16 protein-coding genes are annotated in these 23495 nt (G+C 70.8%); 8 read left to right on the forward strand and 8 right to left on the reverse strand.

What is annotated here, in order from left to right; translation table 11 throughout:
- The first annotated feature begins 56 nt into the window (after positions 1 to 56).
- Together ACIG0D_RS12865 and ACIG0D_RS12870 are read left to right on the forward strand one after the other, a co-directional pair.
- Positions 57 to 1703 (forward strand): ATP-binding protein, encoded by a 1647-nt coding sequence (locus ACIG0D_RS12865; protein WP_399799343.1) that lies wholly within the window; start codon positions 57 to 59, stop codon positions 1701 to 1703.
- Positions 1700 to 2386, forward strand: coding sequence for a response regulator (locus ACIG0D_RS12870; RefSeq protein WP_399799345.1), 687 nt, complete (start codon positions 1700 to 1702; stop codon positions 2384 to 2386). Before ACIG0D_RS12865 ends, ACIG0D_RS12870 begins: the two co-directional genes overlap by 4 nt.
- Here ACIG0D_RS12870 and ACIG0D_RS12875 read toward each other — a convergent pair.
- Entirely contained in the window at positions 2271 to 4394 is a 2124-nt protein-coding gene (locus ACIG0D_RS12875) for an ATP-binding protein (RefSeq protein WP_399799347.1), read from the reverse strand. The genes ACIG0D_RS12870 and ACIG0D_RS12875 overlap by 116 nt on opposite strands.
- Positions 4395 to 4447: 53 nt before the next feature.
- Positions 4448 to 4999: a hypothetical protein gene (locus ACIG0D_RS12880; protein ID WP_399799350.1), complete on the reverse strand. Its 552-nt coding sequence runs from the start codon at positions 4997 to 4999 to the stop codon at positions 4448 to 4450.
- Positions 5000 to 5067: 68 nt separating this feature from the next.
- Here ACIG0D_RS12880 and ACIG0D_RS12885 point away from each other — a divergent pair, with 68 nt between their 5' ends.
- The 3 genes from ACIG0D_RS12885 to ACIG0D_RS12895 all read left to right on the forward strand — a co-directional run bounded on the left by ACIG0D_RS12885 (position 5068) and on the right by ACIG0D_RS12895 (position 8819).
- Positions 5068 to 5901, forward strand: a complete 834-nt coding sequence (locus ACIG0D_RS12885) for a 5'-methylthioadenosine/S-adenosylhomocysteine nucleosidase (protein WP_399799352.1) — start codon at positions 5068 to 5070, stop codon at positions 5899 to 5901.
- Positions 5902 to 6016: 115 nt separating this feature from the next.
- A complete protein-coding gene (locus ACIG0D_RS12890) occupies positions 6017 to 7957 on the forward strand; it encodes a tetratricopeptide repeat protein (protein ID WP_399800269.1) in 1941 nt (646 codons plus the stop codon).
- A 154-nt stretch (positions 7958 to 8111) separates the two neighbouring features.
- Positions 8112 to 8819, forward strand: coding sequence for a helix-turn-helix transcriptional regulator (locus tag ACIG0D_RS12895; RefSeq protein ID WP_365764483.1), 708 nt, complete (start codon positions 8112 to 8114; stop codon positions 8817 to 8819).
- Positions 8820 to 8847: 28 nt separating this feature from the next.
- On the opposite strand, the gene ACIG0D_RS12900 is transcribed toward ACIG0D_RS12895, so the two are convergent.
- The 3 genes from ACIG0D_RS12900 to ACIG0D_RS12910 all read right to left on the reverse strand — a co-directional run bounded on the left by ACIG0D_RS12900 (position 8848) and on the right by ACIG0D_RS12910 (position 15136).
- A complete protein-coding gene (locus ACIG0D_RS12900; RefSeq protein ID WP_399799355.1) occupies positions 8848 to 13512 on the reverse strand; it encodes a hypothetical protein in 4665 nt (1554 codons plus the stop codon).
- A 45-nt stretch (positions 13513 to 13557) separates the two neighbouring features.
- A complete protein-coding gene (locus tag ACIG0D_RS12905; protein ID WP_399799357.1) occupies positions 13558 to 13896 on the reverse strand; it encodes a trypco2 family protein in 339 nt (112 codons plus the stop codon).
- A 214-nt stretch (positions 13897 to 14110) separates the two neighbouring features.
- The gene (locus tag ACIG0D_RS12910; protein ID WP_399799359.1) at positions 14111 to 15136 is read right to left on the reverse strand and encodes an ATP-dependent 6-phosphofructokinase; all 1026 of its coding nucleotides are present in this window, start codon (positions 15134 to 15136) and stop codon (positions 14111 to 14113) included.
- A gap of 203 nt (positions 15137 to 15339) precedes the next feature.
- On the opposite strand from ACIG0D_RS12910, the gene pta reads away from it, so the two are divergent.
- From pta to pyk, 3 genes are all read left to right on the forward strand, one after another.
- A complete protein-coding gene (gene pta, locus ACIG0D_RS12915) occupies positions 15340 to 17430 on the forward strand; it encodes a phosphate acetyltransferase (protein ID WP_399799361.1) in 2091 nt (696 codons plus the stop codon).
- Complete coding sequence (locus ACIG0D_RS12920; protein ID WP_399799363.1) at positions 17427 to 18632, forward strand: acetate kinase; 1206 nt, start codon at positions 17427 to 17429, stop codon at positions 18630 to 18632. The genes pta and ACIG0D_RS12920 overlap by 4 nt, the downstream gene beginning before the upstream one ends.
- 88 nt (positions 18633 to 18720) lie before the next feature.
- Complete coding sequence (gene pyk, locus ACIG0D_RS12925; RefSeq protein WP_399799366.1) at positions 18721 to 20151, forward strand: pyruvate kinase; 1431 nt, start codon at positions 18721 to 18723, stop codon at positions 20149 to 20151.
- A 98-nt stretch (positions 20152 to 20249) separates the two neighbouring features.
- On the opposite strand, the gene ACIG0D_RS12930 is transcribed toward pyk, so the two are convergent.
- From ACIG0D_RS12930 to ACIG0D_RS12940, 3 genes are all read right to left on the reverse strand, one after another.
- Positions 20250 to 21626, reverse strand: coding sequence for a hypothetical protein (locus ACIG0D_RS12930; RefSeq protein ID WP_399799368.1), 1377 nt, complete (start codon positions 21624 to 21626; stop codon positions 20250 to 20252).
- The gene (locus tag ACIG0D_RS12935; protein ID WP_399799371.1) at positions 21616 to 22182 is read right to left on the reverse strand and encodes a DUF6114 domain-containing protein; all 567 of its coding nucleotides are present in this window, start codon (positions 22180 to 22182) and stop codon (positions 21616 to 21618) included. The genes ACIG0D_RS12930 and ACIG0D_RS12935 overlap by 11 nt, the downstream gene beginning before the upstream one ends.
- Before the next feature lie 110 nt (positions 22183 to 22292).
- Positions 22293 to 22928, reverse strand: coding sequence for a DUF6230 family protein (locus tag ACIG0D_RS12940; RefSeq protein ID WP_399799373.1), 636 nt, complete (start codon positions 22926 to 22928; stop codon positions 22293 to 22295).
- Positions 22929 to 23495: the final 567 nt, after the last annotated feature.

Consider the following 23495-nt stretch of genomic DNA (forward strand, 5'->3'; position numbering starts at 1 on the left):
GCGGTCACCCTTCCGTTCATTTAGTTCACACTTCGACGGAGAGGCAGACTGAGGCCATGCGCATCCCGCCCGTCCCCCGCCCCCGCAGCCTGGCCGGCCAGCTCTTCGCCATGCAGGCCGTGCTGATCGCGGTGGTCGTCGCCGGGTACGCGTTCTTCACCTACGTCAGCGACCGCCGCCAGGCCGAGGAGGCGGCCGGCCGCCAGGCCGCGGCAGTGGCCCGCTCGGTCGCCGACTCCCCGTCCGTACGGGAGGCGATCCGCACCCCGGACCCGACGGCCGCGCTCCAGCCGTACGCCCTGCGGGTCATGCGGGACACGGAGGTCGACTTCGTCACGATCATGGACCCGCGGGGCATCCGCTGGACCCACCCCCGGGAGAGCGAGATAGGGCGGCCCTTCCTGGGCCACACCGAGCGCGCCCTGCGAGGCGAGACGTTCACCGAGACGTACACCGGAACCCTCGGCCCGTCCGTCCGCGCGGTCACCCCCGTGGTGGACGGGGACGGGGAGGGAGACGGGCGGATCATCGGCCTGGTCAGCGCGGGCATACGGGTCGAGGCGATCACCGAGCGGGTCCGCGGCCAGCTCACCGCGCTGCTGGGGGTGGCCGCGGGGGCCCTGGCCCTGGGCGCGATCGGCACCTACGTGATCAACGCACGCCTGCGCCGCCACACCCACGGCATGAACGCGACCGAGCTGAGCCGTATGCACGACTACCACCAGGCCGCGCTGCACGCCGTACGCGAGGGACTGCTGATGCTCGACGGGCAGTACAGGGTGGCGCTGATCAACGACGGCGGCCGGGAGTTGCTGGGCGTGTCCGGGGAGGTGATCGGCCGCTCGGTGGCGGAGCTGGGCCTGCCCGCCCCGCTGACGGGGGCGCTGCTGGCGTCGGAGCCGCGCGTCGACGAGGTGCACCTGACGACCGACCGGGTCCTGGTGGTGAACACCTCACCGGTGTCGGGCGGTGAACGCCGCGGCACGGTGGTGACCCTGCGCGACGTGACGGAACTCCAGTCCCTGATGGGCGAACTGGACTCGGAGCGCGGCTTCACCCAGGCCCTGCGCTCCCAGGCCCACGAGGCCGCCAACCGCCTGCACACGGTCGTCTCCCTCATCGAGCTGGGCCGCGCGGAGGAGGCGGTCGCCTTCGCCACCGCCGAACTGGAACTGGCGCAGGCGCTGACGGACCAGGTGGTGGCGGCGGTCGGCGAACCGGTCCTGGCCGCACTGCTGCTCGGCAAGACGGCCCAGGCCAACGAGCGGGGCGTGGAACTGGAGGTGTCGGCGGAGAGCCGCCTCGACGACGGCGTGCTGCCGGAGGACTTGTCCTCCCGCGACCTGGTCACCATCCTCGGCAACCTCATCGACAACGCGGTCGACGCGGCCCAGGGCAGTGTGCGGGCACGGGTCACGGTCGCGGCGTACACGGAGGACGGCGAACTGGTGCTGCGGGTGTCGGACACCGGCGCGGGCGTGGACCCGTCGCAGGCGGACCTGGTCTTCCAGCGCGGCTTCTCGACGAAGCCGGCGACGACCGGCCCCGGCGGCCGGGGCCGTGGCCTGGGCCTGGCCCTGGTCCGCCAGGCGGTGCACCGGCACGGCGGGAACCTGACGGTGACGGAGGCGGAGGGCGGGGGCGCCGAGTTCGAGGCCCGCCTGCCGCTGCGGGCCGCGGCGGTGCCGGGAGGCCTGGCATGACCCACCAGGAGCCGATCCGCGTCCTGATCGTGGAGGACGACCCCGTCGCCGCCGACGCGCACGTGATGTACGTCGGCCGGGTCCCGGGTTTCGTCGCCGTCGGCACGGCGCACACGGGCGCGGAGGCGCGCCGCGCGCTGGACCGCACCCCCGTGGACCTGCTGCTGCTGGACCTGCACCTCCCGGATGTGCACGGCCTGCAACTGGCCCGGTCCCTGCGGGCGGCCGGCCACCACGCGGACGTCATCGCGGTCACGTCGGCGCGTGACCTGGCGGTCGTCCGGGAGGGCGTCTCGCTGGGAGTCGTGCAGTACGTCCTCAAACCCTTCACCTTCGCGACGCTGCGGGACCGGCTGGTCCGCTACGCGGAGTTCCGGGGCGCGGCGGGCGAGGCGAGCGGCCAGGACGAGGTCGACCGCGCCCTGGCCACCCTGCGCGCCCCCGGCCCGGCCGCCCTGCCGAAGGGCTTGAGCGCACCGACGCTGGAGCGGGTGACGATCGCCCTGCGGGAGGCGGAGGAAGGGCTCACGGCGGCCGGGGTGGCCGAGGCGGTGGGGATCTCGCGGATCACGGCCCGGCGGTATCTGGAGCATCTGGTGGATGCGGGGAGGGCGGGGCGGAGTCCGTTGTACGGGCAGGTGGGGAGGCCGGAGTTGGTTTATCGGTGGGTGCGGGCCCGTTGAGCCGAGCAGCACGACGAGCCTGGGCGGCCTCCCTGTCGGCACCCGCACGCTCGTAGGCATCGGCGGCCCGCAGCCAGTGGTCGCGGGCCCGTGCCGGATCACCGGCGGTGTCATGGACGAGAGCCAGGGCACAGAGTGTCTGTCCTGCACCGTGCCAGTCCTGCGACTCCTCGCAGATTTCGAGGCTGTTGAGGCATGCCGTGACGGCCTCGGTCACCCTGCCGCGCGCGTTGAGCGCGACACCGTAGTTGTGCCAGGTCCGTCCTTCGCGTGGCCTGTCCCCCGTCTCTCGGTAGAGGTCCAGGGCCCTGCGCAGGGCCGCCAGCGCCTCGTCCACCCGCACCGCCTTGCGGAGTATGAGCCCGAGGTTGTTCCATGCGCCGGCCTCGCTGTGCCGGTCTCCCATGGAGCGGAACAGCCGGAGCGCCGTCTGGAATGCCTCGACCGCCTCGTCCACATGTCCCACGCCGGACAGGACGGTACCGAGATTGGACGCCGCCATCGCTGTGCCGATCCGATTGCCCAGTGCGTGGTACAGGTCACCCGCACGTTGGTGTGCCTTCCAGGCCTCGCGCAGGCGGCCCGTCCCTCGCAGGGCGATACCCATCCTGTTCCAAGCGGCGGCTTCACCTTGCCGGTCCCCCGCTCGACCGGCGGCGACCTGGGCGGCGCGGTGGACGATGACACCCTCTTCGAAGCGGCGCCGCCATTCGAGGTACTCGGCGATGACGGCGGCGAGACAGGCCGCCTCGAAGGCGACCTTCCTGTCGACGGCCCACTGCGTCGCCGCTACCAGGTTCTGGCATTCCCTGTCGAACCATGCCACCGCCTCCTCACGATCGCGGAACAGCTGTGGAAACGGCTGCCCGGCGCGGCCCCGCAGCCGCGCGTCGGCCGCCTCGGCACGCTCGAGGTAGTGAGCCAGGACCCTGGTCCGTACTGATCCTCGCTCGTCCGCGGTCGCCTTGCCCGCCGCGTGGAGTCGGACCAGATCGTGCATCCGCCAGCGGCCTCTGAGTTGGCCCTGCTCCACCAGGTGGGCGCGTTCGAGTTCGACCAGCAGGGCACGCGCCTGCCCGTAACCGCCGTCGAAGAGAGCCGCGATCACGTCGAGTCCCGATTCCGTACCCGGCATGAGGGCGAGGAGCCTCAGCAACCACGCCTGCTCGGCGGGAAGCCGCCGATACGAGAGGTCGAACGCTGCCCGGACGCTACGCTCCCCGTCATCGAGATGGGCGAGCAGGTCATGGGAGGCGGTGAGGTCTTCCACCAACTCGGTGACTGGTTTCTCCCGGTCCTCCACGAGCAGTGCGGCCACGATCTGCAGGGCCAGCGGTAGATGTCCGCACAGCTCGGCCAGCCGACCGACCGCCCTGCTCTCCCGGCCGGCCCGGTCGTCGTCCTGATGGGCGATCCTCAGGGCGAGATCCAACAAGTCGTACGCGGCTTCGGGTGTGAGCTGGTCCAGGGGCACCAATCGCGCCCCCAACTGCGGCAGCCGGTGCCGGGAGGTGACGAGGACCCGGTGCCGGGACTCCCCCGGCAGCAGCGGCCGCACCTGCTGCGGCGTCGACGCGTTGTCGGCCAGCACCAGGACGGCTCCGTGCTCTCTGCCTCGCCGCGCCAGCATCGAGCGATACAGCGCTGCCTGTTCGCCCTCTGTGGCCGGCATGTCCTCGACCTCCACGCCCAAAGCGCATAACAGCGACCGCAGCGCCTGCTTCGCCGTGGCCGGCGCATCGTCATGCCCGTGCAGATCGACGAAGAGCACCCCACCCGGAAACCACCCCCGCTCCCGCGCCGCGTACGCCGCCTCCACCGCCAGCGCCGTCTTCCCGATCCCGCCCAGCCCGGACACGGCGGTGACGAGCACGGCCTGCTGCGGATCGCCGGGCGCGGCCGGGTCGAGGGCATCGAGGAGCCGGGCCAGTTCCGCGTCGCGCCCGGTGAAGCCGGCGGCCTTGGCGGGGAGGGAGTCCAGCGCGGTGGGCGCGGGAGCCCGGGCCACACCGGTGACCGGCCCGTAGAAGTTGCCGCCCCGGAAGTCGACGTGATCACCTCTCATGCCACGTCGTCACTCCCGCCGAACGGCAGGGCGTACACCACGACCTGCACGGCAAGCCCGATTACGACCAACGCCTCGACCACCGAGATGATCAACAGCCCACGGCTGACATCCCCGGCCCAGTACACGGCAAGCGCGCTCAGCGGTACGACACAGAAGGCGAGCAGATCGACGACAAGCTGCGTGACCTTCCGAGCCACCCGCCGCGTGTCCCCACGATGAAAGCTCTCCCACCGGAAGACCGACTCCTCACCGGCCAGCCGGGCGAGCCGGGGCCCCAGCTCACCCCGCACATACGCCCCGATGGCGGAGATCTTCTGGTCGTTGACGAGATACGTCCACCCCAGCACCACGCACACCGGCGGCAGTGCGAGCAGCATCGACGCCTGCCTGGCCTGCGCCGCCGCGGCGATGACGGCGGCGACGACCGCGAGGGTGACGTACAGCAGGTTGTCCCGGAACCCGATCCGCGCCTTCTGCTCGTCCTTGACGCTCTGGTACTCGGCGAGCAGCAGCTGCCCGGCGGTGACGTCACTCTCGTCCGGCACGTCGTCGCCCTTCTCCCCCGCTGTCCAACAGCCCGCCCTTTACGACCACTTGCCAGTACTTTAGGGGTGTGCCACAGACACATCCCAGGGTTCCCACCGTCGTCGTCCTCACCGCGCTCGCACTGGAGTACGCCGCCGTGCGCCGGCACCTCGAGGACCGGGAGGAGTTCGTCCACCGCGACGGAACCCGCATCGAGCAGGGACGCCTCGCGGGCACCGACTGGTACGTCGCCCTGGCCGAACTCGGCGAGGGTGTGAGGACGGCCGCCGCCGTCACCACCCGGCTGATCGACTGGCTGCGCCCGGAGGCGGTGCTGTTCGTCGGGGTCGCGGGGAGCCTCAAGGACGACATCGCGATCGGGGATGTCGTCGTGGGCACGAAGGTGTACGGCATCCACGGCGGCAAGTGGACACCGGACGGCTTCCTGTCCCGCCCGGAGTCCTGGCCGGGCTCCAACGCGCTGGTGCAGGCGGCGCGTTCGGCGGTCCGGGACATGTCCGCCGTACGCACGCACTTCAAGCCGATCGCCTCGGGTGACGTGGTCCTGGCCGACGCCGAGTCGGAGATCGCGAAGCACCTGCGCGCGAACTACAACGACGCGGCGGCGATCGAGATGGAAGGCTCCGGCGCGGCCCACGCGGCGCATCTCAGCGGGCAGCTGGACGCACTGGTGATCCGCGGTATCAGCGACCGCGCGGACCCGCGGAAGCACACGGCCGAAGCCGACGGCTCCCAGGAGCGGGCCGCCGCCCAGGCGGCCTCGGTGGCCGTGGAGGTACTGCGCAAGCACCACCCACGCGGCCGTTCCTCCGACTCCCGGGAGGGCCCCCATACCGGCGGCGACCACATCGACTTCCGGGGCGGCACCTTCTACGGCCCCGTCATCGGCAAGCAGCAGTAACCCCGCCGGCAAGGCCCCGGTCCACGGCCCGGTCCCGGTGGCGACGACCACCCTCCCACCCCGCCCTCCGGGCTTCACCGGCCGCACGGAGGAACTGGACCGCCTGCTGCCCCGCCTGGCCCCGGCCTCGGAGGAGGGCACCCCGCTTCTCATCTCCGCAGTCACCGGCATGGGCGGCATCGGCAAGACGGCTCTCGCGGTGGAGGCGGCACACCAGGCCCGTGCGAAGGGCTGGTTTCCGGGTGGGTTCCTGTTCGTGGACCTGCGCGGCTACGACGACAACCCGGTGACGGCGGACCAAGCGGTCCTGGCCTTGCTGGACGCGATGGGCGTACAGGGCACGGACCTCCCACCCACAACGCCCCGCCAGTACGACGCGTACCGCACCCTGCTCGCCGAGCGGCGCGACCGGACGCTGCTGATCCTGGACAACGCGTCGGCCCCGTCCCAGTACGTCCCGCTCCTGCCCGGCACGGACCACCACCGCGTGTTGATCACTTCGCGGGACCGCCCGGACGCCCTCCCCGTACGCGTCATCGACCTGGAAACGCTCGATCCGGAGGAGTCCGCGGCACTCATCACCCGCGCTCTCCACGACGCGGACGAGCGCGACGACCGCCCGTCCCGGGAACCGCAATCCCTCCTCGAACTCGCCGCCCTCTGCGGCCACTTGCCCTTGGCCCTCCAGATCGCCGCCGCGATGCTGCGCAGGCGGCGACAGCGGGACATCGCCTCACTCGTGGCCGAGATCAGGGAGGTCGGGGACGCGCTGGTCATCCTCGACAAGGGCAGCCCCGGCATGGATCTGTACGGCCGCTCGCTCGTACTCCGCCCCGTACTGGAGACGTCGTACCGCCGGCTGCCGCCGGAGCAGGCCCGGCTGCTGCGACTGTTGTCCCTGGCGCCCGGGGCGGACAGCGGCACGGAGGCCGTGGCCGCGCTGGCTGCCCTGGACGCGGATGCCGCGCTGTCCCTGCTGGAGGAGCTTGCGGCCAAGCATCTGGTGACGTCTCGATGGACATCCGCTTCCGGACTGCGGTGGCGGCTGCACGACCTGGTGCGGGCGTTCGGGGCGGGCCTGGTGGCGCGGGAGGAGGCGGAGGCAGCGCGGGAGCGGGTGCTGAGGTTCTACTACCGGTGGGCGGATGCAGCCGATGACCGGTTGCGGTGGCTGCCGGGGAGACCGGTACCAGAGCGGTTCGAGGACCGGCGGCAGGCGCTGGCATGGCTGGACGCGGAACGCGCAGCACTGGTGGCGGCGGCCTTGTGGGTGCGAGAAGAGCGCTTCGCGGACACCGCGAGGCGTCTGGCCATGTGTCTGGGGACGTATCTCCACTGGCGTCGGTACTTCGACGACACGATCGTGATCATCAGCGCGGCTCAGGAGGCGGCTCAGCGTGCCGGAGACCGTCCGGGTGAAGCGTTCGCATGGAACGACCTGGGCATGGCCCTTACTGAGGCGGACCGGACCGAAGAGGCGATCAGCGCCTACGTCCGCGCCCGGGACCTGCTCGAGACGGTCGGAGACCGCCATGAGGAGGCCAAGGCGTGGAACAACCTCGGCATCGTGCTGGCGCGGACGAGGCAGGTGGGGTCGGCGATCGAGACCCTCACCCGTGCCCGCGACCTGCACCATGCCGTCGGAAACCGTCATGGCGAGGCCGGAGCTTGGAACAACCTGGGCTCCGTGCTGCGGCAAGTGGGCCGCCTGAGGGAGGCAGTCGACGCCCACACCCGCGCCCGCGACCTGTTCCAGGCCACCGGAGACCGCCACAGCGAGGCCAACGCGTGGGGGAACCTCGGCAACGCCTTGCAGGACACGGGCAAGGCGGGGGAGGCGATCGACGCCTACGACAAGGCCCTGGAGATCTGCCAGGAATTCGAGGACTGGTACGGGGCGGGCGCGGCCCTCTTCAACCTGGCCCTCACCCACCGGGACGCCCAGCGTCCCGCCGAGGCCCGCGCCAGATTCCTCCGGGCCGCCCACGCCTTCGACCTCGCGAACGCCCCCGCCGATGCCGCCGAAGCCCGCGCCGCCGCCCAGTCCCTCGAGTAACCCCCGAAGGTCCCCAAAGAGATCACACCCGGTCGTCAAGGGGTGACCGACAAGTAATGGCCACCGATGGCCAAAACCGTACGTTCCTACGATCCGTAATTGTGGCCGAACAGACCGTAGTCACGGATCGCACACCCCCGTACCTTGATGCATCGTGCGCCGACCCTCAGCTCAGCCGAACCAGCCCGCCCCGCCCTTCAACGCCCTCGCCGCCCGCCGACTCAGGGCGGCACTGGGCATGGGGCCCGAGCATGTCGCCTACGGCATGCGCGCGTCGTACGGACTGCCGTACGTGACGCCGGACCTCGTGATCGCCTGGGAACGCGGGGTGGCGAGCCCCAGCAGTCCGGAGCTCACCGCGCTCGCGGGCGTGCTGTGGTGCTCCCCGGGGGAGCTGATAGGCAGCCCGCGGACACTGAAGGAGCACCGCATCGCCCGCGGACTGGCGCCGGAGGACGTCGCGCGGGCGACCGGGCTGGAGCTGCTGGCGTACCAGCGGATGGAGGAGCACGACGAGTGGCGCGGCAACGACCGCCAGTCCGCCGCCCTCGCCGACCTGCTCGACCTGGACCTGCCCGCGTTCGTCTCGGTCACCGGCCGGGAGGCCAAGCTGGCCGAGCTGCTGCGCAGCGCGGTGAGTACGCGCTGGCAGGCGTACGTCCGCCCGGTGGGCAAGATCGTGCCCTTGGACAAGCACATCCTGGAGGGCACCCTCCAGGAACTGCACCAGGACTACCAGGGGCACATGACGGCCACCCTCAGCTGGGGCGGCGGCGGGCGGGACTCCGACGCGTCGGGGCAGGAGTTCCTGGACCGGATCGTGGAGTACTTCTGGACGACGGCCCAGCGCCACACCGCTTAACAGGCCGAGTGGACCAGGCACGACCCGGCTAGCCCGGCGCTTCACCGAAGAGCCGTGTGTGGGTGTCCAGTACACGGGAGAGGTGTGCGTCGGCGAGTCCGGGTTCGTCCTGGGAGACGCCGCGCCAGAGGGTCAGAGCCTCCGCCGCGGTCTCGCGGGCCTCCTCGTGGTGGACATCCGCCAGGAGCCGGGCCTCGGCATGCGCGGAGAGCGCCTCGGCGAGGCGGATGCGGTGTGCGGTGGGGTCCGTGCCGACCAGGCGGCGGCTGAGATCGAGGGCCTGCGTGGTGGCGTGAAGGGCGTCGGCATACTGTCCCGCCACAGCCGAGCGAAGGCCGTGGACGGCCAGGGTCTCGGCGAGGTGGGGTTCGTACGCGGTGGCGTCCGCCCGCACCAGGCTGTTGCAGATCTCCACCGCCTCCGCGCCGGCCGCGAGCGCCATGCGACTGCCCTCCTCGTCCCGTGGGGCGTAGAGGGCGAGCCCACGGAGGCCGGACGCGAGCGCGGCTTGCTGGACCGCGTCCTCCGGGGTGGACCGGGCGACTGCGACCGCCTGCGCGAGGAGGGACATGCCCTCGGCGGTCTTCCCCTGTTCCGCGACGCAGCCACCCAGAGTTAGGAGGGCGCGGACGAGGACGGGGCCCTGGACCTCCGGAGCGACGGATCGCGCCACCTCCACCGCCTGGTGCAGGACTTGGCGCGCCTCCGGCTGTCCCACGCAGTACTTGAGCAGACCGAGGAGAGTCAGCGCGTCGGCGAACACCGGTCGCTGCGCCGGATCCTCCTGGTGGCGATCGCGCAGCAGCGTGACCGCCTCTTCGGCGGTCGGCAACGCTTCGCGGCGCCGACCTGCTTCTGTCATGACGGCGGCAAGCATGGCCATGGAAACGGCCAGTTCCGAGCCGTGTTGGGCCGGGTCGTGGTGGGCGAGCCTGCGGCACGTGGCCACCGCTTTTCTCAGGGCGGTCACCGCGGGGCCGTGACGGCCTGACAGGGAGCGGAGGTGGCCCACCATGAACAGTTCGTTGGCGTACTGGGGCCCATGGACCGCGTTGTCGCGCGCCGCCAGGGTCTTGCGGACCTTGACCAGCGCCTCCCAGCTGTCCAGCGCCTCGGCTCTGTGCCCGGCGGCGGTGAGCAGAGGCGCGAGGAGGGACAAGGCGGTGGCGAGCCCCTGCCTGAACGCGTCCGGGTCGCTCCACGACAGGCGGCGCAGCAGCTTCACCGCTTCCGCTGCCGGTGGGATGGCCGCCTCCGTCTGCCCCAGGGCGAGGAGACAAGTGGACCTGTTCACCAGGGCGATGGCCAGCCCTTCCTGGGCCCGGCCCGTGCGGCCGGCCGCGATGAGGCGACGCTGGACGCCGATCGCCTCGTCGAAGATCGGGAGGGCCTTGTCAAGCCTGCCGATGGTTTTCCAGCGGAGGGCGAGGTTGTTGAGGCTCAGGCACAGGTCCGGGAGGAAGGCGTCGGCTCGCCGCTCGTCCAGCCGACGGTAAAGGGCAACCGCCTTCCGGGAGCTCGAGAGGGCTTCCTCGTGCTGTCCGGTGGCACTCTGCTGGATGGACAACGTGTTCAGGCTCATGGCGAGATCCGTCGTGAAGACCCCCGGTTCCTTCCGGGCCAGGGACCGGTAGTGACCGACCGACTTCTCGGCGGCCTCGCACGCTTCCCGGGTCTTTCCCATGGAGTTGAGCTGGTTGGCGTATGTGTTCAGGCTCCCCGCGAGCTGGGGGGTGTGCGCCGACGGGTCTTGCTCCGCCAGCTTCTCGTAGAGTTTCACGGCCTCGGCGGCCACCGGAAGAGCATCCCCGTACCGTCCGGCGTCGTCCAGAGTGTTCGCCTGGGAGTTGAGGCTGAGCGCGAGGTCGGCGAGATGGGCTTCGCGGTCCTCGTCGGCCAGGCGGCGGCGGATGCGTACCGCTTCCTCGGTCGCCGCGAGCGCTTCTTTGTGCCGGCCCATGGCCGTGAAGCAGTTGGCGTGCGTTCCCAGCACCAGGGCGAGGCGGGAACGGAAGGCGTCCGGGCGCTGCTCGGCCAGCGCCCGGTACAGCGCCACGGCCTCCTTGCTCTTCCGCACGGCCTCTCCGGGGCGTCCGGAATCCTTCAGCCAGATGGCCTGGTTGTTCAGCGCGTCGGCGAGGGCGGGCCGGTAGGTCTCGCCGTGCTGCTCCACCAGGTCGCGGCGGATGCTCACGGCCCTGGCGATGTTTTTCAGCGCTTCGCCGAAGCGGCCGAGCTCGCCTTGGGCGGTGGAGAGGGCGCTGAGCGCGTGGGACTGTTCACTCAGGTGGACGGCGGACGGCGGCGCGTCCGTCTCCTTGATGAACTGCTCGTATTCGCGCACCGCTTTGTCGGCGCAGCTGAGCGCCTTCTCCCGCTCCCCGACGCTGCTGAGAGCGATCGACAGGTTGATGAGGCCGGCGGCGTGTTCGGGGAGGTGGGTACGGCGGTCCTGCTCGACGAGCCGCGCGGCCAGTTCGCTGCACTTCTCCGCCGCCGCCAAGGCCTCTCTGGCCCGTCCCACGTCGGTCAGGCGGCCGGTGAGCCGTCGCATCGTCCTGACGAGGTCGGCCAGGCGGGCGGGGTCCGCCTCGTACTGCTCGCGGTGGACGGCCGCGAGCCGTTGCGTCACCTCGACGGCCAGCGGCCCCAGGCTGTGGGTGGGCCGCGGCAGGCGGTCGGCGAGGTCGGCGAGGTCCTGAGCAGTCGCGTCGGTGGCCAGCTGCCTCAGGGCGGACACCAGCGGTTCCGGGCGCTCCACCCGCGTGGCGACGTCCACCGCGACCGGGAGCAGGGTGTCCTTGCGGCGTACGCACAGGGCGGCGAGTTCGGCGTCGAGCACGTCGCGGTGGGCGGGGTGGGCGGCGGCACGGGCGTAGACGGTGAGCAGACGAGTGGTCTGCGCCGCGGTCAGTCCCCCCTTGTCGAGCAGATCGTCCACGAGGACGGGATCGTCGCGCAGCTGCCGGCCGATGAAGTACTCGGCCAGGCGGTCCGGGCGGGGCTCTCCCCAGATCCCGCCATCCCGAGGCGGGTAGAGAGCGCTGATCCAGTCCCTGACCGCGTACAGGTCCCCGACACGCAGGCCGGACAGCACCGGCACGCTGCTCAGCAGGCTGTCCGCCTGCCGGCGGTCGTGCGCACCGCATAGGAACGCGGTGGTCAGCACCAGGGGAAGGTCCTGGGGTCTCATCTCGATTCCGGAGCGATCGGCGGCCTTCTCCCAGTAAGTGATCTCGTGCTCCAGCAGCCGCTCGTCCAGCGACAGCCCTGAGGAGTCGATGTCATGGGCCCGTCCCAGCGTCCCGGCGTCCAGCAGATCGACGAGCGCCGTCATGTGCAGGGTGAGCGCCTCCTGAAGGCCCTCGGCGGAGCGGAGCCGGTCCCGGAAGGACTTCTTCAGGTCCCCGGCGATGGTGGACCAGTCCCCCAGGCGGTCCCTCTCCTGGAGGGCACCGGAGAGGCTGTCGACTGCCTGGCCGTATGCCTTGCGGATGTCGGTTCCGTGCGGCTGCAGCGGGGGCAAGGCGGTCACGGGCGCCGCTTCGACCACATCCCGGGCCGGAGGTTGCGCGCCGCGACGGGCCAAGTCCCACCAGTCTCCTCGGGTACGGGCGAGGAGCAGCAGTCTGAACGGTGTGCTCCCCTGGTGCGCGGCGAGGGCGCGCAGCAGCAGGGTGAGCCGGCCGAGGCGGGTCTCGGCGTCGTCCAGGATCACCAGGAGGGGTACGGCCGCGTCCGCCAGCTTCCCTACGGCGGCGTCGTCGGCATCCTCATTATTGAGCCATACGACAGTCCAGCGTTCCGCTTCGAGCCGGCCGGCGAGTTCCATGGCCAGGCGCGTCTTGCCCCGCCCGCCGGGGCCGTGCACCAGGCGTATCCCCACACCGGGTTGGTCGCACCAGCTGCCGAGTTCGTCCAGCAGCCGCGCACGGCCGCGGAAGGGCACCACCGCCCTGTGGGCGTCCAGCAGCGCTGCGGGAGAGGGGCCGGGGACCGGCCGCGCGGGCCGGTGGTACAGGCTCTGCCACTCCGCGGGCTCCAGCCGTGCCGGCACGTCGTGCTCGGCCAGAACGCTGCGGAACGCGGGGTCGTGCAGCAAGACGTAGGCGGGTGAGATCTCCAGACGGGTGTTGCCGAATCGGGCGAAGTCGAAGTCGGTGGCCACGACGCCGATGAGTACGTCCTCGCAGAAGACCGCGGCACCCGAGAGGCCGCCCCAGGGGGCCTGCATACGGTCGGGGGTGCCGCCGAAGCGCTCGCCGACCCGCATCAGGTGGCGGTTGTTGACGGAGCGGTCCGTGCGGTTGACCGTGCCGGTCACGCGGTAGAGGTCGCGCGGCTGCTCCTCGCGCTGGACGATGTTCGGCAGCCCCACGGTCTGGCAGGGGACCTCGGCTTGGTGCGTGACCAGCCGGCCCCAGCGGACCGGTGCCGGGGACACCGCGGCTCCTTTCCCCTCCTGGTAGGCCGTCTCGGCCAGGAGAAGGGCCGCGTCGTCCATGCCCGCCGGTGTGCCCCGCCAGACCACCGTGGCGGTGTACCGCCCCTCCTCACCGGGGTGGAAGAAGGTCACCTCCCGGCCGACCCCCGGGACGACGTGGGCCGAGGTCAGCAGAAGGCTGCGGCTGATCACGAAACCCGACCCGGGGCCTGTCACCCCGTCCACCCCGATCACACGCCTGTCGTCCACGCTTTGCCCCCCAGTGCACCGTGTCGTTCCGGCCGAGCGGTGGTGTCAGTTCGGGATGCGTGCGGACACGTCCCCCGGTCCCTGGGGCCGGTCGGGGTCGCCGTGGATCGGCAGGTCCCTGCCGTCCGCCCGGCGCGGGGTGAGCGTCACCGTGACCCGGTGCGTGCGCGTCCGCCCGGCACTCGCCTCCGCGCCGGCGGTGACCACCCAAGCTTTGAATCCGCCGTTGCCCTTGGCGTCGTGGCGCAGCTCGACCGCGAACTCCATCTCGATGGGCCCCACGTCGAACGCGATCTCGGCACCCGCCCCGCGTGCGTGAGCCGCCAGGAGTTCATCGCGCAGTGCCGCGACCGCATCCGCCAGCTCGATCTTCACCGACCCCACCGGTGACCTCCCCCCGCCGCGCCACAGAGCGCGTCTGTGCGTCGCAGAGTACAGCCGGGCGGCCCGGCGCGGTGGTGGATTCGTTGAGATCGCCCGGGTACGAGAGAAGACCGCCGCCTCCTGCGAGGCGGCGGTCACACCTGCGTCCTGCCCGCTGCGGGCCGGATCGGTTCGAAGAGGGACCCTGGGAAAAGCCGGACCCGGGAAAGGGGCCCTAGAAGACCGACTCCGCCTCGTCCATGCGGTCCTTCGGCACCGTCTTCAGCTCCGTGACCGCCTCCGCCAGCGGCACCATCACGATGTCGGTGCCCCGCAGCGCGGTCATGTTGCCGAACTCGCCCCGGTGGGCGGCCTCCACCGCGTGCCAGCCGAAGCGGGTCGCGAGCACGCGGTCGTACGCCGTCGGCGTGCCGCCGCGCTGGACGTGACCGAGGATGACCGGCTTGGCCTCCTTGCCGAGGCGGCGCTCGAGTTCGTGGGCGAGGGCGGTGCCGATGCCCTGGAAGCGCTCGTGGCCGTACTGGTCGATCGCGCCCTTGCCGTAGTCCATGGTGCCCTCGGCGGGGTGGGCCCCCTCGGCGACGCAGATGACGGCGAACTTCTTGCCGCGGGCGAAGCGCTCCTCGACCCTCTTGACCACGTCCGCGGGGTCGAAGGGGCGCTCGGGCAGGCAGATGCCGTGCGCGCCGGCGGCCATGCCGGACTCCAGCGCGATCCAGCCGGCGTGGCGGCCCATGACCTCGACGACCATCACGCGCTGGTGGGACTCGGCCGTCGTCTTCAGACGGTCCATGGCCTCCGTCGCGACGCCGACGGCCGTGTCGAAGCCGAAGGTGCGGTCGGTGGAGGAGATGTCGTTGTCGATGGTCTTCGGGACGCCGACCACCGGCAGGCCCGCGTCGCTCAGCATCCGGGCCGCCGTCAGGGTGCCCTCGCCGCCGATCGGGATCAGCGCGTCGATGCCGAAGTCCTCGACCATGTCGCCGGCCCGCGAGCACGCCTCGCGCAGCCGGTCGCGCTCCAGGCGGGAGGAGCCGAGGATCGTGCCGCCGCGCGCGAGGATGCCGCTGACCGCGTTGAGATCGAGGCTGCGGTAGCGGCGCTCCAGCAGGCCCGCGTATCCGTCCTCGAAACCGATGACCTCATCGCCGTAGTTGTCGACCGCTCGGTGCACGACCGACCGGATCACTGCGTTCAGGCCGGGGCAGTCGCCGCCTGCGGTGAGGACTCCGATACGCATCGTGCTGTGTCTCCTGCTCGCTGTTGATACCGGTGAGCCACTTCCGATTGTTTCACGTCCCACCCCCCGGTGCCGCTCACCGCTCTTGACGGGCGCCTTATCCATCGCCGGAGGTATTGTCAAGAGGGTTCTGCTCACCTCGGTGGGCGATTTTTGTACCCCACACGAGACGAAACCCACTCAAGAAGGAACGGAGAGCACGCGTGACGCGCAGCGTGTACGTGACCGGTATCGACCGCGGCGACGGCCGCCAGGTCGTCGAGCTGGGGGTCATGGAGCTCCTGACCCGGCAGGTCGACCGGGTGGGTGTCTTCCGTCCCCTCGTGCACGACGGGCCCGACCGGCTGTTCGAACTGCTGCGCGCCCGGTACCGGCTGTCGCAGGACCCGGCGACCGTCTACGGCATGGACTACCAGGAGGCCTCCGCGCTCCAGGCCGAACGGGGCACGGACGAGCTGGTCGCCGGCCTCGTCGACCGCTTCCACCTGGTCGCCCGGGACTACGACGTCGTCCTCGTCCTCGGCACCGACTACGCCGACACGCAGTTCCCCGACGAGCTGTCGCTCAACGCGCGGCTCGCCAACGAGTTCGGCGCGTCCGTGATCCCGGTCGTGGGCGGCCGCAAGCAGACCGCCGAGGCGGTGCTCGCCGAGACCGTCAACGCCTACCGCGCCTACGACGGCCTGGGCTGCGACGTGCTCGCCATGGTCAGCAACCGGGTGGCCCGCGAGGAGCGCGATCACATAGCCGAGCGGCTCGCCGACCGGCTGCCCGTGCCCTGCTGGGTGCTCCCCGACGAGCCGGCCCTGTCCGCGCCGACCGTCTCCCAGATCGCCCACACGCTCGGCGCCAAGGTGCTGCTCGGCGACGACTCCGGGCTCGCCCGGGACGCGCTGAACTTCGTCTTCGGCGGCGCCATGCTGCCGAACTTCCTGGGCGCCCTGACCCCGGGCTGCCTGGTGGTGACCCCCGGCGACCGGGCGGACCTGGTGGTCGGCTCGCTGGCCGCGCACAGCGCCGGCACCCCGCCGATCGCGGGCGTCCTGCTCACCCTGAACGAGGTGCCGAGCGACGACGTCCTCACCCTCGCCGCCCGCCTCGCCCCCGGCACCCCGGTGCTCTCGGTGTCCGGCAACAGCTTCCCCACCGCCGAACAGCTGTTCTCCCTGGAGGGCAAGCTGAACGCGGCCACCCCGCGCAAGGCGGAGACCGCGCTCGGCCTGTTCGAGCGGTACGTCGACACCGCCGACCTGAACAAGCGGGTCTCCGCGCCGAGCAGCGACCGCGTCACCCCGATGATGTTCGAGCACAAGCTGCTGGAGCAGGCCCGCGCGGACAAGCGCCGGGTCGTCCTCCCCGAGGGCACCGAGGAGCGGGTGCTGCACGCGGCCGAGGTGCTGCTGCGGCGCGGTGTCTGCGACCTGACCCTGCTCGGGCCGGTCGACCAGATCCGCAAGAAGGCCGCCGACCTCGGCATCGACCTCGGCGACTCCCAGCTGATCGACCCGGCCAAGTCCGAGCTGCGGGACTCCTTCGCCGAGCTGTACGCGGGGCTGCGCGCCCACAAGGGCGTGACCGTGGAGCTGGCGTACGACGTCGTGTCCGACGTGAACTACTTCGGCACCCTGATGGTCGAGGAAGGCCTCGCCGACGGCATGGTGTCCGGGTCGGTGCACTCCACCGCCGCGACCATCCGCCCGGCCTTCGAGATCATCAAGACCAAGCCGGAGGCGTCGATCGTCTCGTCCGTCTTCTTCATGTGCCTCGCCGACAAGGTGCTCGTCTACGGCGACTGCGCGGTCAACCCGGACCCGAACGCCGAGCAGCTCGCGGACATCGCCGTCCAGTCGGCGACCACGGCTGCCCGGTTCGGGGTGGAGCCGCGGATCGCGATGCTGTCGTACTCCACCGGTACGTCCGGTTCCGGCGCCGACGTCGACAAGGTGCGCGAGGCGACCGAGCTGGTGCGCTCGCGCCGGCCGGATCTGAAGATCGAGGGTCCCATCCAGTACGACGCCGCCGTGGAGCCGTCCGTCGCCGCGACCAAGCTTCCCGGGTCCGAGGTCGCCGGGCAGGCAACGGTTCTGATCTTTCCGGACCTCAATACAGGTAACAACACCTACAAGGCCGTGCAGCGCTCGGCCGGGGCGATCGCCGTCGGCCCGGTGCTCCAGGGTCTGCGCAAGCCCGTCAACGACCTGTCCCGGGGCGCGCTCGTCCAGGACATCGTCAACACCGTCGCCATCACGGCGATCCAGGCCCAGTCCCCGATCGAGAAGGCAACCCAGCAGTGAGCTCCTCCCGTGTCCTCGTCCTGAACTCCGGCTCCTCGTCGGTGAAGTACCAGCTGCTGGACATGCGTGACAGCAGCCGGCTGGCGGTGGGCCTCGTCGAGCGCATCGGTGAGGAGACCTCGCGCCTGAAGCACACCCCGCTGCACACCGGCGGCGAGAGCCGGGAGTGGACGGGCGCGATCGCCGACCACGACGCCGCGCTGAAGGCCGTCTCCGCGGAACTGGCCAAGGACGGCCTCGGCCTCGACTCGCCCGAGCTGGCCGCGATAGGCCACCGGGTGGTGCACGGCGGCAAGCACTTCACCGAGCCGACCGTCATCGACGACACGGTGCTCGCCGAGATCCGGCGGCTGATCCCGGTCGCCCCGCTGCACAACCCGGCCAACCTGACCGGTATCCGCACGGCGATGGCGCTGCGGCCCGATCTGCCGCAGGTCGCCGTCTTCGACACCGCGTTCCACACCACGATGCCGGAGTCGGCCGCGCGCTACGCGATCGACGTGAAGACCGCCGACGAGCACCGCATCCGCCGCTACGGCTTCCACGGCACCTCGCACGCCTACGTCTCCCGGGCGACCGCGAAGCTGCTGGGCAAGGCACCCGAAGAGGTGAACGTCATCGTGCTGCACCTGGGCAACGGGGCGTCCGCCTCCGCCGTCCGGGGCGGTCGTTGCGTGGACACCTCCATGGGACTGACGCCTTTGGAGGGGCTGGTGATGGGTACCCGCTCCGGCGACCTGGATCCGGCTGTCATCTTCCATTTGATGCGTGTTGGCGGAATGTCCACGGACGAGATCGACACTCTTCTCAACAAGAAGAGCGGCCTCATCGGCCTGTGCGGTGACAACGACATGCGGGAGATCCGCCGACGGGTGGACGAGGGCGACGAACAGGCGCGACTCGCCTTCGACATCTACATTCACCGCTTGAAGAAGTACATAGGCGCCTATTACGCCGTGCTCGGCAAGGTGGACGCGGTCGCCTTCACCGCCGGGGTCGGCGAGAACGCGGCACCCGTGCGGGAGGCGGCCGTGGCGGGCCTGGAGGAGCTGGGCCTGGCGGTGGACGCCGAGCTGAACGCCGTACGCAGCAGCGAACCGCGGCTGATCTCGCCCGAGCACGCCCGGGTCGCGGTCGCCGTGGTCCCGACCGACGAGGAACTGGAGATTGCGACTCAGACGTACGCGCTGGTAAATGGCTGATCGATTCTCACCTGAGCGGCATCCCGCCCTTTTGTATTTTCCGCCAGCCGGAATATTCCGCAGCGAAACAAACCGATAGGATCGCCCCATGCGCCGTTCGAAAATCGTCTGTACTCTCGGCCCCGCGGTCGACTCCCATGAGCAACTGGTCGCGCTGATCGAAGCCGGCATGAACGTGGCCCGCTTCAACTTCAGCCACGGCACCCACGCCGAGCACCAGGGGCGGTACGACCGACTCCGGGCCGCGGCCAAGGAGACCGGCCGGGCCATCGGTGTCCTCGCCGACCTCCAGGGCCCGAAGATCCGGCTCGCGACCTTCGCCGAGGGCCCGGTCGAGCTGGTGCGCGGTGACGAGTTCACCATCACCACCGAGGACGTCCCGGGCGACAAGACGATCTGCGGCACGACCTACAAGGGTCTGCCCGGTGACGTGTCCAAGGGCGACCAGATCCTGATCAACGACGGCAACGTCGAGCTGAAGGTCACCGAGGTCGACGGCTCCCGGGTGAAGACGATCGTCATCGAGGGCGGCGTCATCTCCGACCACAAGGGCATCAACCTGCCCGGCGCGGCCGTCAACGTGCCCGCGCTGTCCGAGAAGGACGTCGAGGACCTGCGGTTCGCGCTGCGCATGGGCTGCGACCTGGTCGCCCTCTCCTTCGTCCGGGACGCCAACGACGTGCACGACGTCCGGAAGATCATGGAGGAGGAGGGCCGCCGGGTCCCCGTCATCGCCAAGGTGGAGAAGCCGCAGGCGGTGGCCAACATGGAGGACGTCGTGATGGCGTTCGACGGCGTGATGGTCGCCCGCGGCGACCTGGCCGTCGAGTACCCGCTCGAGAAGGTCCCCATGGTGCAGAAGCGGCTCATCGAGCTGTGCCGCCGCAACGCCAAGCCGGTGATCGTGGCGACCCAGATGATGGAGTCGATGATCACCAACTCCCGTCCGACCCGCGCCGAGGCCTCCGACGTGGCCAACGCGATCCTGGACGGCGCCGACGCGGTCATGCTCTCCGCCGAGTCCAGCGTGGGCGCGTATCCGATCGAGACCGTCAAGACGATGTCGAAGATCGTCCAGGCGGCCGAGGAGGAGCTGCTCGCCAAGGGCCTGCAGCCGCTGGTCCCGGGCAAGAAGCCGCGCACCCAGGGCGGTTCGGTGGCCCGCGCCGCCTGCGAGATCGCCGACTTCCTCGGCGGCAAGGGCCTGGTGGCGTTCACCAAGTCCGGTGACACCGCCCGCCGGCTGTCCCGCTACCGCGCTTCCCAGCCGATCCTGGCCTTCACCACCGACGAGTCCACCCGCAACCAGCTGGCGCTCAGCTGGGGCGTGGAGCCCAACGTCGTGCCGTTCGTGAACAGCACCGACGAGATGGTCGACCTGGTGGACCAGGAGGTCATGAAGCTCAACCGCTTCAACCCCGGCGACATCATGGTCATCACCGCCGGCTCCCCGCCCGGCGTCCCCGGCACCACCAACATGGTCCGGGTGCACCACCTGGGCGAGGGCGACCGCAACTGACGCCACCCCGTCCTTCGCGCGTACGACACCGAGGGCGCCCCCTGCGACAGGGGGCGCCCTCGGTGCTGTGCGGCTCCCGAACGGGTCGGCGGGGCTGGTCAGTCGGTGACGTACTGATGCAGCCCGGGGACGTGCAGGGTGCCGCCGAACTGGCCGGCCTGCTGCACCTTCACCTTCGTGAAGTAGATCAGCGGGATGTTGAGCGGCGGCGGGTGCTCCGGGTCGAACGTCACCGGGATCAGCCCCAGCAGATTGCCGGAGATGCGCTCGGTGTACATGACCGTCTCGCCGTCGCGGATGGTGGACGTCGAGCCCTTGGCCGCCTGCACGTGGTAGGTCTTGCCGGTCAGCTCGTCCTTCACCGTCTGGTGCAGGTCGCCGATGTCGGTGCCGTCGGATATGACGTACTTCAGCACCTTCTTGACCGTGCCGTTGGCGGTGCGCACCTCGACGATGCCCTTGTAGTCGGCGCCCTTCAGCGTCAGCGAGCTGGCGTCCAGGAACCACGGGTCGTCGGGCAGCGGCACGGTGTTGTCGACACCGCCCTCCGCGTCGGTGGCGGCCGGACAGTCGTCCGGGTCCGTGCTCGGGCTCGCCGACGGCGACGGGGTGGCCGTCGCCTCGCCGGCGGACTCGGTGGCCTCCGGGACGGCCCCGGGCGCCTCGGACGCCGTGTCCCCGGCGTCGTCGGCGGTGTCCCGCACGTCGTCGGTGACCTGGTCCGTGGTGTCCTTGACCGGGTCCTCGCCGCCGGTGCCACTGCCGGTGCCGGAGTCCTCTCCCTGGCCCGTGCTCGGGCTCGGGCTCGCCGAGGCGGACGGGGACGGGCTGGGGCTCGGGGACTCCTGCGCGCCGCCGCCGGTGATGCCGTCGACGACACCGTCCACGACCCCGGTGACGGTGTCGCCGACGGTCTCCAGCACGCCCTTCTGCGTCTCGGTGGGCGAGGGCGTGGGGGCGCTCTGCGGATCCTTGGTCACCGGCGCCTCGGCGGACGCGGAGGCGGACGGCGCGGGCCCGGACCCGTCGGCGGAACCTGAATCCGCCGAAGAGCCGTCACCCGAGCCGGAGTTGCCGGAGCCGGAGTCCTGGTCGCCGGAGCCGGACGTCGCCGACGGGGTCGGCTCGGCGCCGCCGTCCGACGGGCTCTCGCTCGCGCCGGCCGAGGCGGACGGCGACGGCGTGGCCGTGGGGGTCTCGCCCTTCTCGGCGTCCTCGAGGGCCGCCACGCACTCCTTGTACTCGTCGGCCGTCAGGCTGCGCGACGCCGGCTGCTGGTCCTCGGCGAGGGCGAGCTTCGGCGTGAACCCCATCCCCATCAGGACCGCGGTGGGCATCGCCGCGAGGGCTATCGCCTTGCCGGCCGGCATGTGGAACCTGGTGAACAACGGCTTCTTGGGTGCCGCGTGGCGCGGCCCGGTTCTCACACGGGACTCGCCCACATCGGCCCCGTGGGTCACCTCGTCAGCCGGCACTGTGCCTCCCGTTCGCCTCGTTGCCGGGGCTGGATCCCGACAGATCGTCGGATGCACCCACCGTGTCCGTGTCCGTGACCGGGGCCTGCGTGGCGGTGCCCATGGGGGCGACGGCCGCTCCCTCGGCGTCCGCCGGCTGCTGCGCGGGCGGCGCGTCCTCGGCCCAGGACACCGCCATCGCGCCGCCGATCAGGGCGAACAGGAAGCCGATGAGGAAGCCGCCGAGGTTGGAGACGGGGATCGATACCAGCGCCAGCAGGATCGCGGCGACGCCCGCGAAGACCCGGACGTGCTTCTGGAACCAGAGGCTGATGCCCAGGACGACGAGCAGTACCCCGATGATCAGGGATCCGGCACCCGCCGTGGTGGCCATCGCCAGCGTCAGATGACCGAGCCGGAGATTTGCGTACGGGAAGTAGGCGATGGGGAGTCCGCCGAGCATGACGAACAGGCCGGCCCAGAACGGCCGGGTGCCCCGCCAGGCGCGGAAGTTCCGCCGAAAGACCCGGAGGTAGTGCTCGTCGGTGCCGGGCGCGGCAGGAGTCTCGGCGCTCATGGAAAACAGCTCCCTGGAACGGCGTTGCCGTGGTGAGTGGTACTGCGGATGCAGAGTCGGAGAGTTGACGGGCGGGGAGGCCGGTGGCTCCCCCGCCCGTCAGCGAGTGCTTAGTAGCACTCCTTGACACCCGTCGACAGCGACATCTTCAGGCCGCTGAGCTTGAAGGTTCCGGCGGTGGTCGCCCACGCCGTCTGCTTCACGTCGGTGAGGGTGACCGAGTCGGCCTGCTGGGCGAAGCCGTACGGGTTCGACTGCTCCTTGCCGCCCTTCATGCCCGGACCCTTGGTGGCGTCCTTGGCGGCCACACCGATGTCGATGCCCCGGAAGACGGCGTCACCTTCCAGCTCGGCGACGTCGATGTAGAGGTTCTCGGCCTTGACCGGCTCCTTGCCCTGGCCCGCCCGCAGGATCAGGCTGACGTTGCCGAGCACCGGGATGTTCGGTGTGACGACCGACTGACACATGTTCCTGATGGTCGCGGACTGGAACGCCGAGACGGCGACGGGGTGAACCGTCTTCTTGCCGTCGAGCGTGTAGCCCTCGTCGAGCGCGCCGTACTGCACGAAGCCCGTGCCGTCGAGACGCTCGGTCGTGACCTTGAACGACTGTCCGGAAACGCTGAACGACGCGGCGAGAGCGCCCTGCGCGAGGGCGACGCCTATCGCCGCCGTGGCGGCCACGCTGGGCACCATGACCACGGCGAACCGCTTCCATCTGGTCCCACCACGCACCTGGGACTCCATATTTCCTCCTTCTCGGACGTACATCTCCTGGCCCGGACTGGCCCCCTACGGCGGCTCAGCGGGGCAGGGATGGGAGAAGTGCTACGTCCTCGGAAAGGAGAGCGCCCGCACTCGGCGGCGCGTACCGCGCCCGAATCACCGGCGATCACCCCCGAGCGACAACCACTGGTCGCGCCTGACACGCATCACGCACAACCCTGCCGGACAGGCTTCGCCCGCTGGCGAAGACCCCCCTGTCCAAGAGCCGGCGCCTCGGGCGACGGCTCTGCTCGGTGGGGACCCAGGAAATCCCGTGACCCGACCGGCTGTCGGGTGCTGGGAATGGACCGAGCGTCGCCGATCGTGGTGCATTCTCGCCGCCCGCACAAGGGGGTTCGTTACTCGCTAGTAACGGCCGGATAACCGAACAACGACCCGCCGGTCTCGCTCGGCGACGCTGGGTGCAGTCGGGTGGGAGGACAAAAGAAGGAATGTCGGGATGGAATCCGACAGAACCACGCCCCCGACTTACTGGCAGTAACAGCGGCCGCGATTGCCAAGATTTGGCAAAGCGCGGCCGCTTCGGCG

The organism is Streptomyces sp. NPDC052773 (assembly GCF_044547145.1).
GTDB lineage: Bacteria > Actinomycetota > Actinomycetes > Streptomycetales > Streptomycetaceae > Streptomyces.

Bases quoted from the DNA above. Each gene is read 5' to 3' on its own strand.
- ACIG0D_RS12865 (WP_399799343.1), top strand. From the start codon at position 57: ATGCGCATCCCGCCCGTCCCCCGCCCCCGCAGCCTGGCCGGCCAGCTC.
- ACIG0D_RS12870 (WP_399799345.1), top strand. From the start codon at position 1,700: ATGACCCACCAGGAGCCGATCCGCGTCCTGATCGTGGAGGACGACCCC.
- ACIG0D_RS12910 (WP_399799359.1), bottom strand. From the start codon at position 15,136: ATGCGTATCGGAGTCCTCACCGCAGGCGGCGACTGCCCCGGCCTGAAC.
- pyk (WP_399799366.1), top strand. From the start codon at position 18,721: ATGCGCCGTTCGAAAATCGTCTGTACTCTCGGCCCCGCGGTCGACTCC.
- ACIG0D_RS12935 (WP_399799371.1), bottom strand. From the start codon at position 22,182: ATGAGCGCCGAGACTCCTGCCGCGCCCGGCACCGACGAGCACTACCTC.
- ACIG0D_RS12940 (WP_399799373.1), bottom strand. From the start codon at position 22,928: ATGGAGTCCCAGGTGCGTGGTGGGACCAGATGGAAGCGGTTCGCCGTG.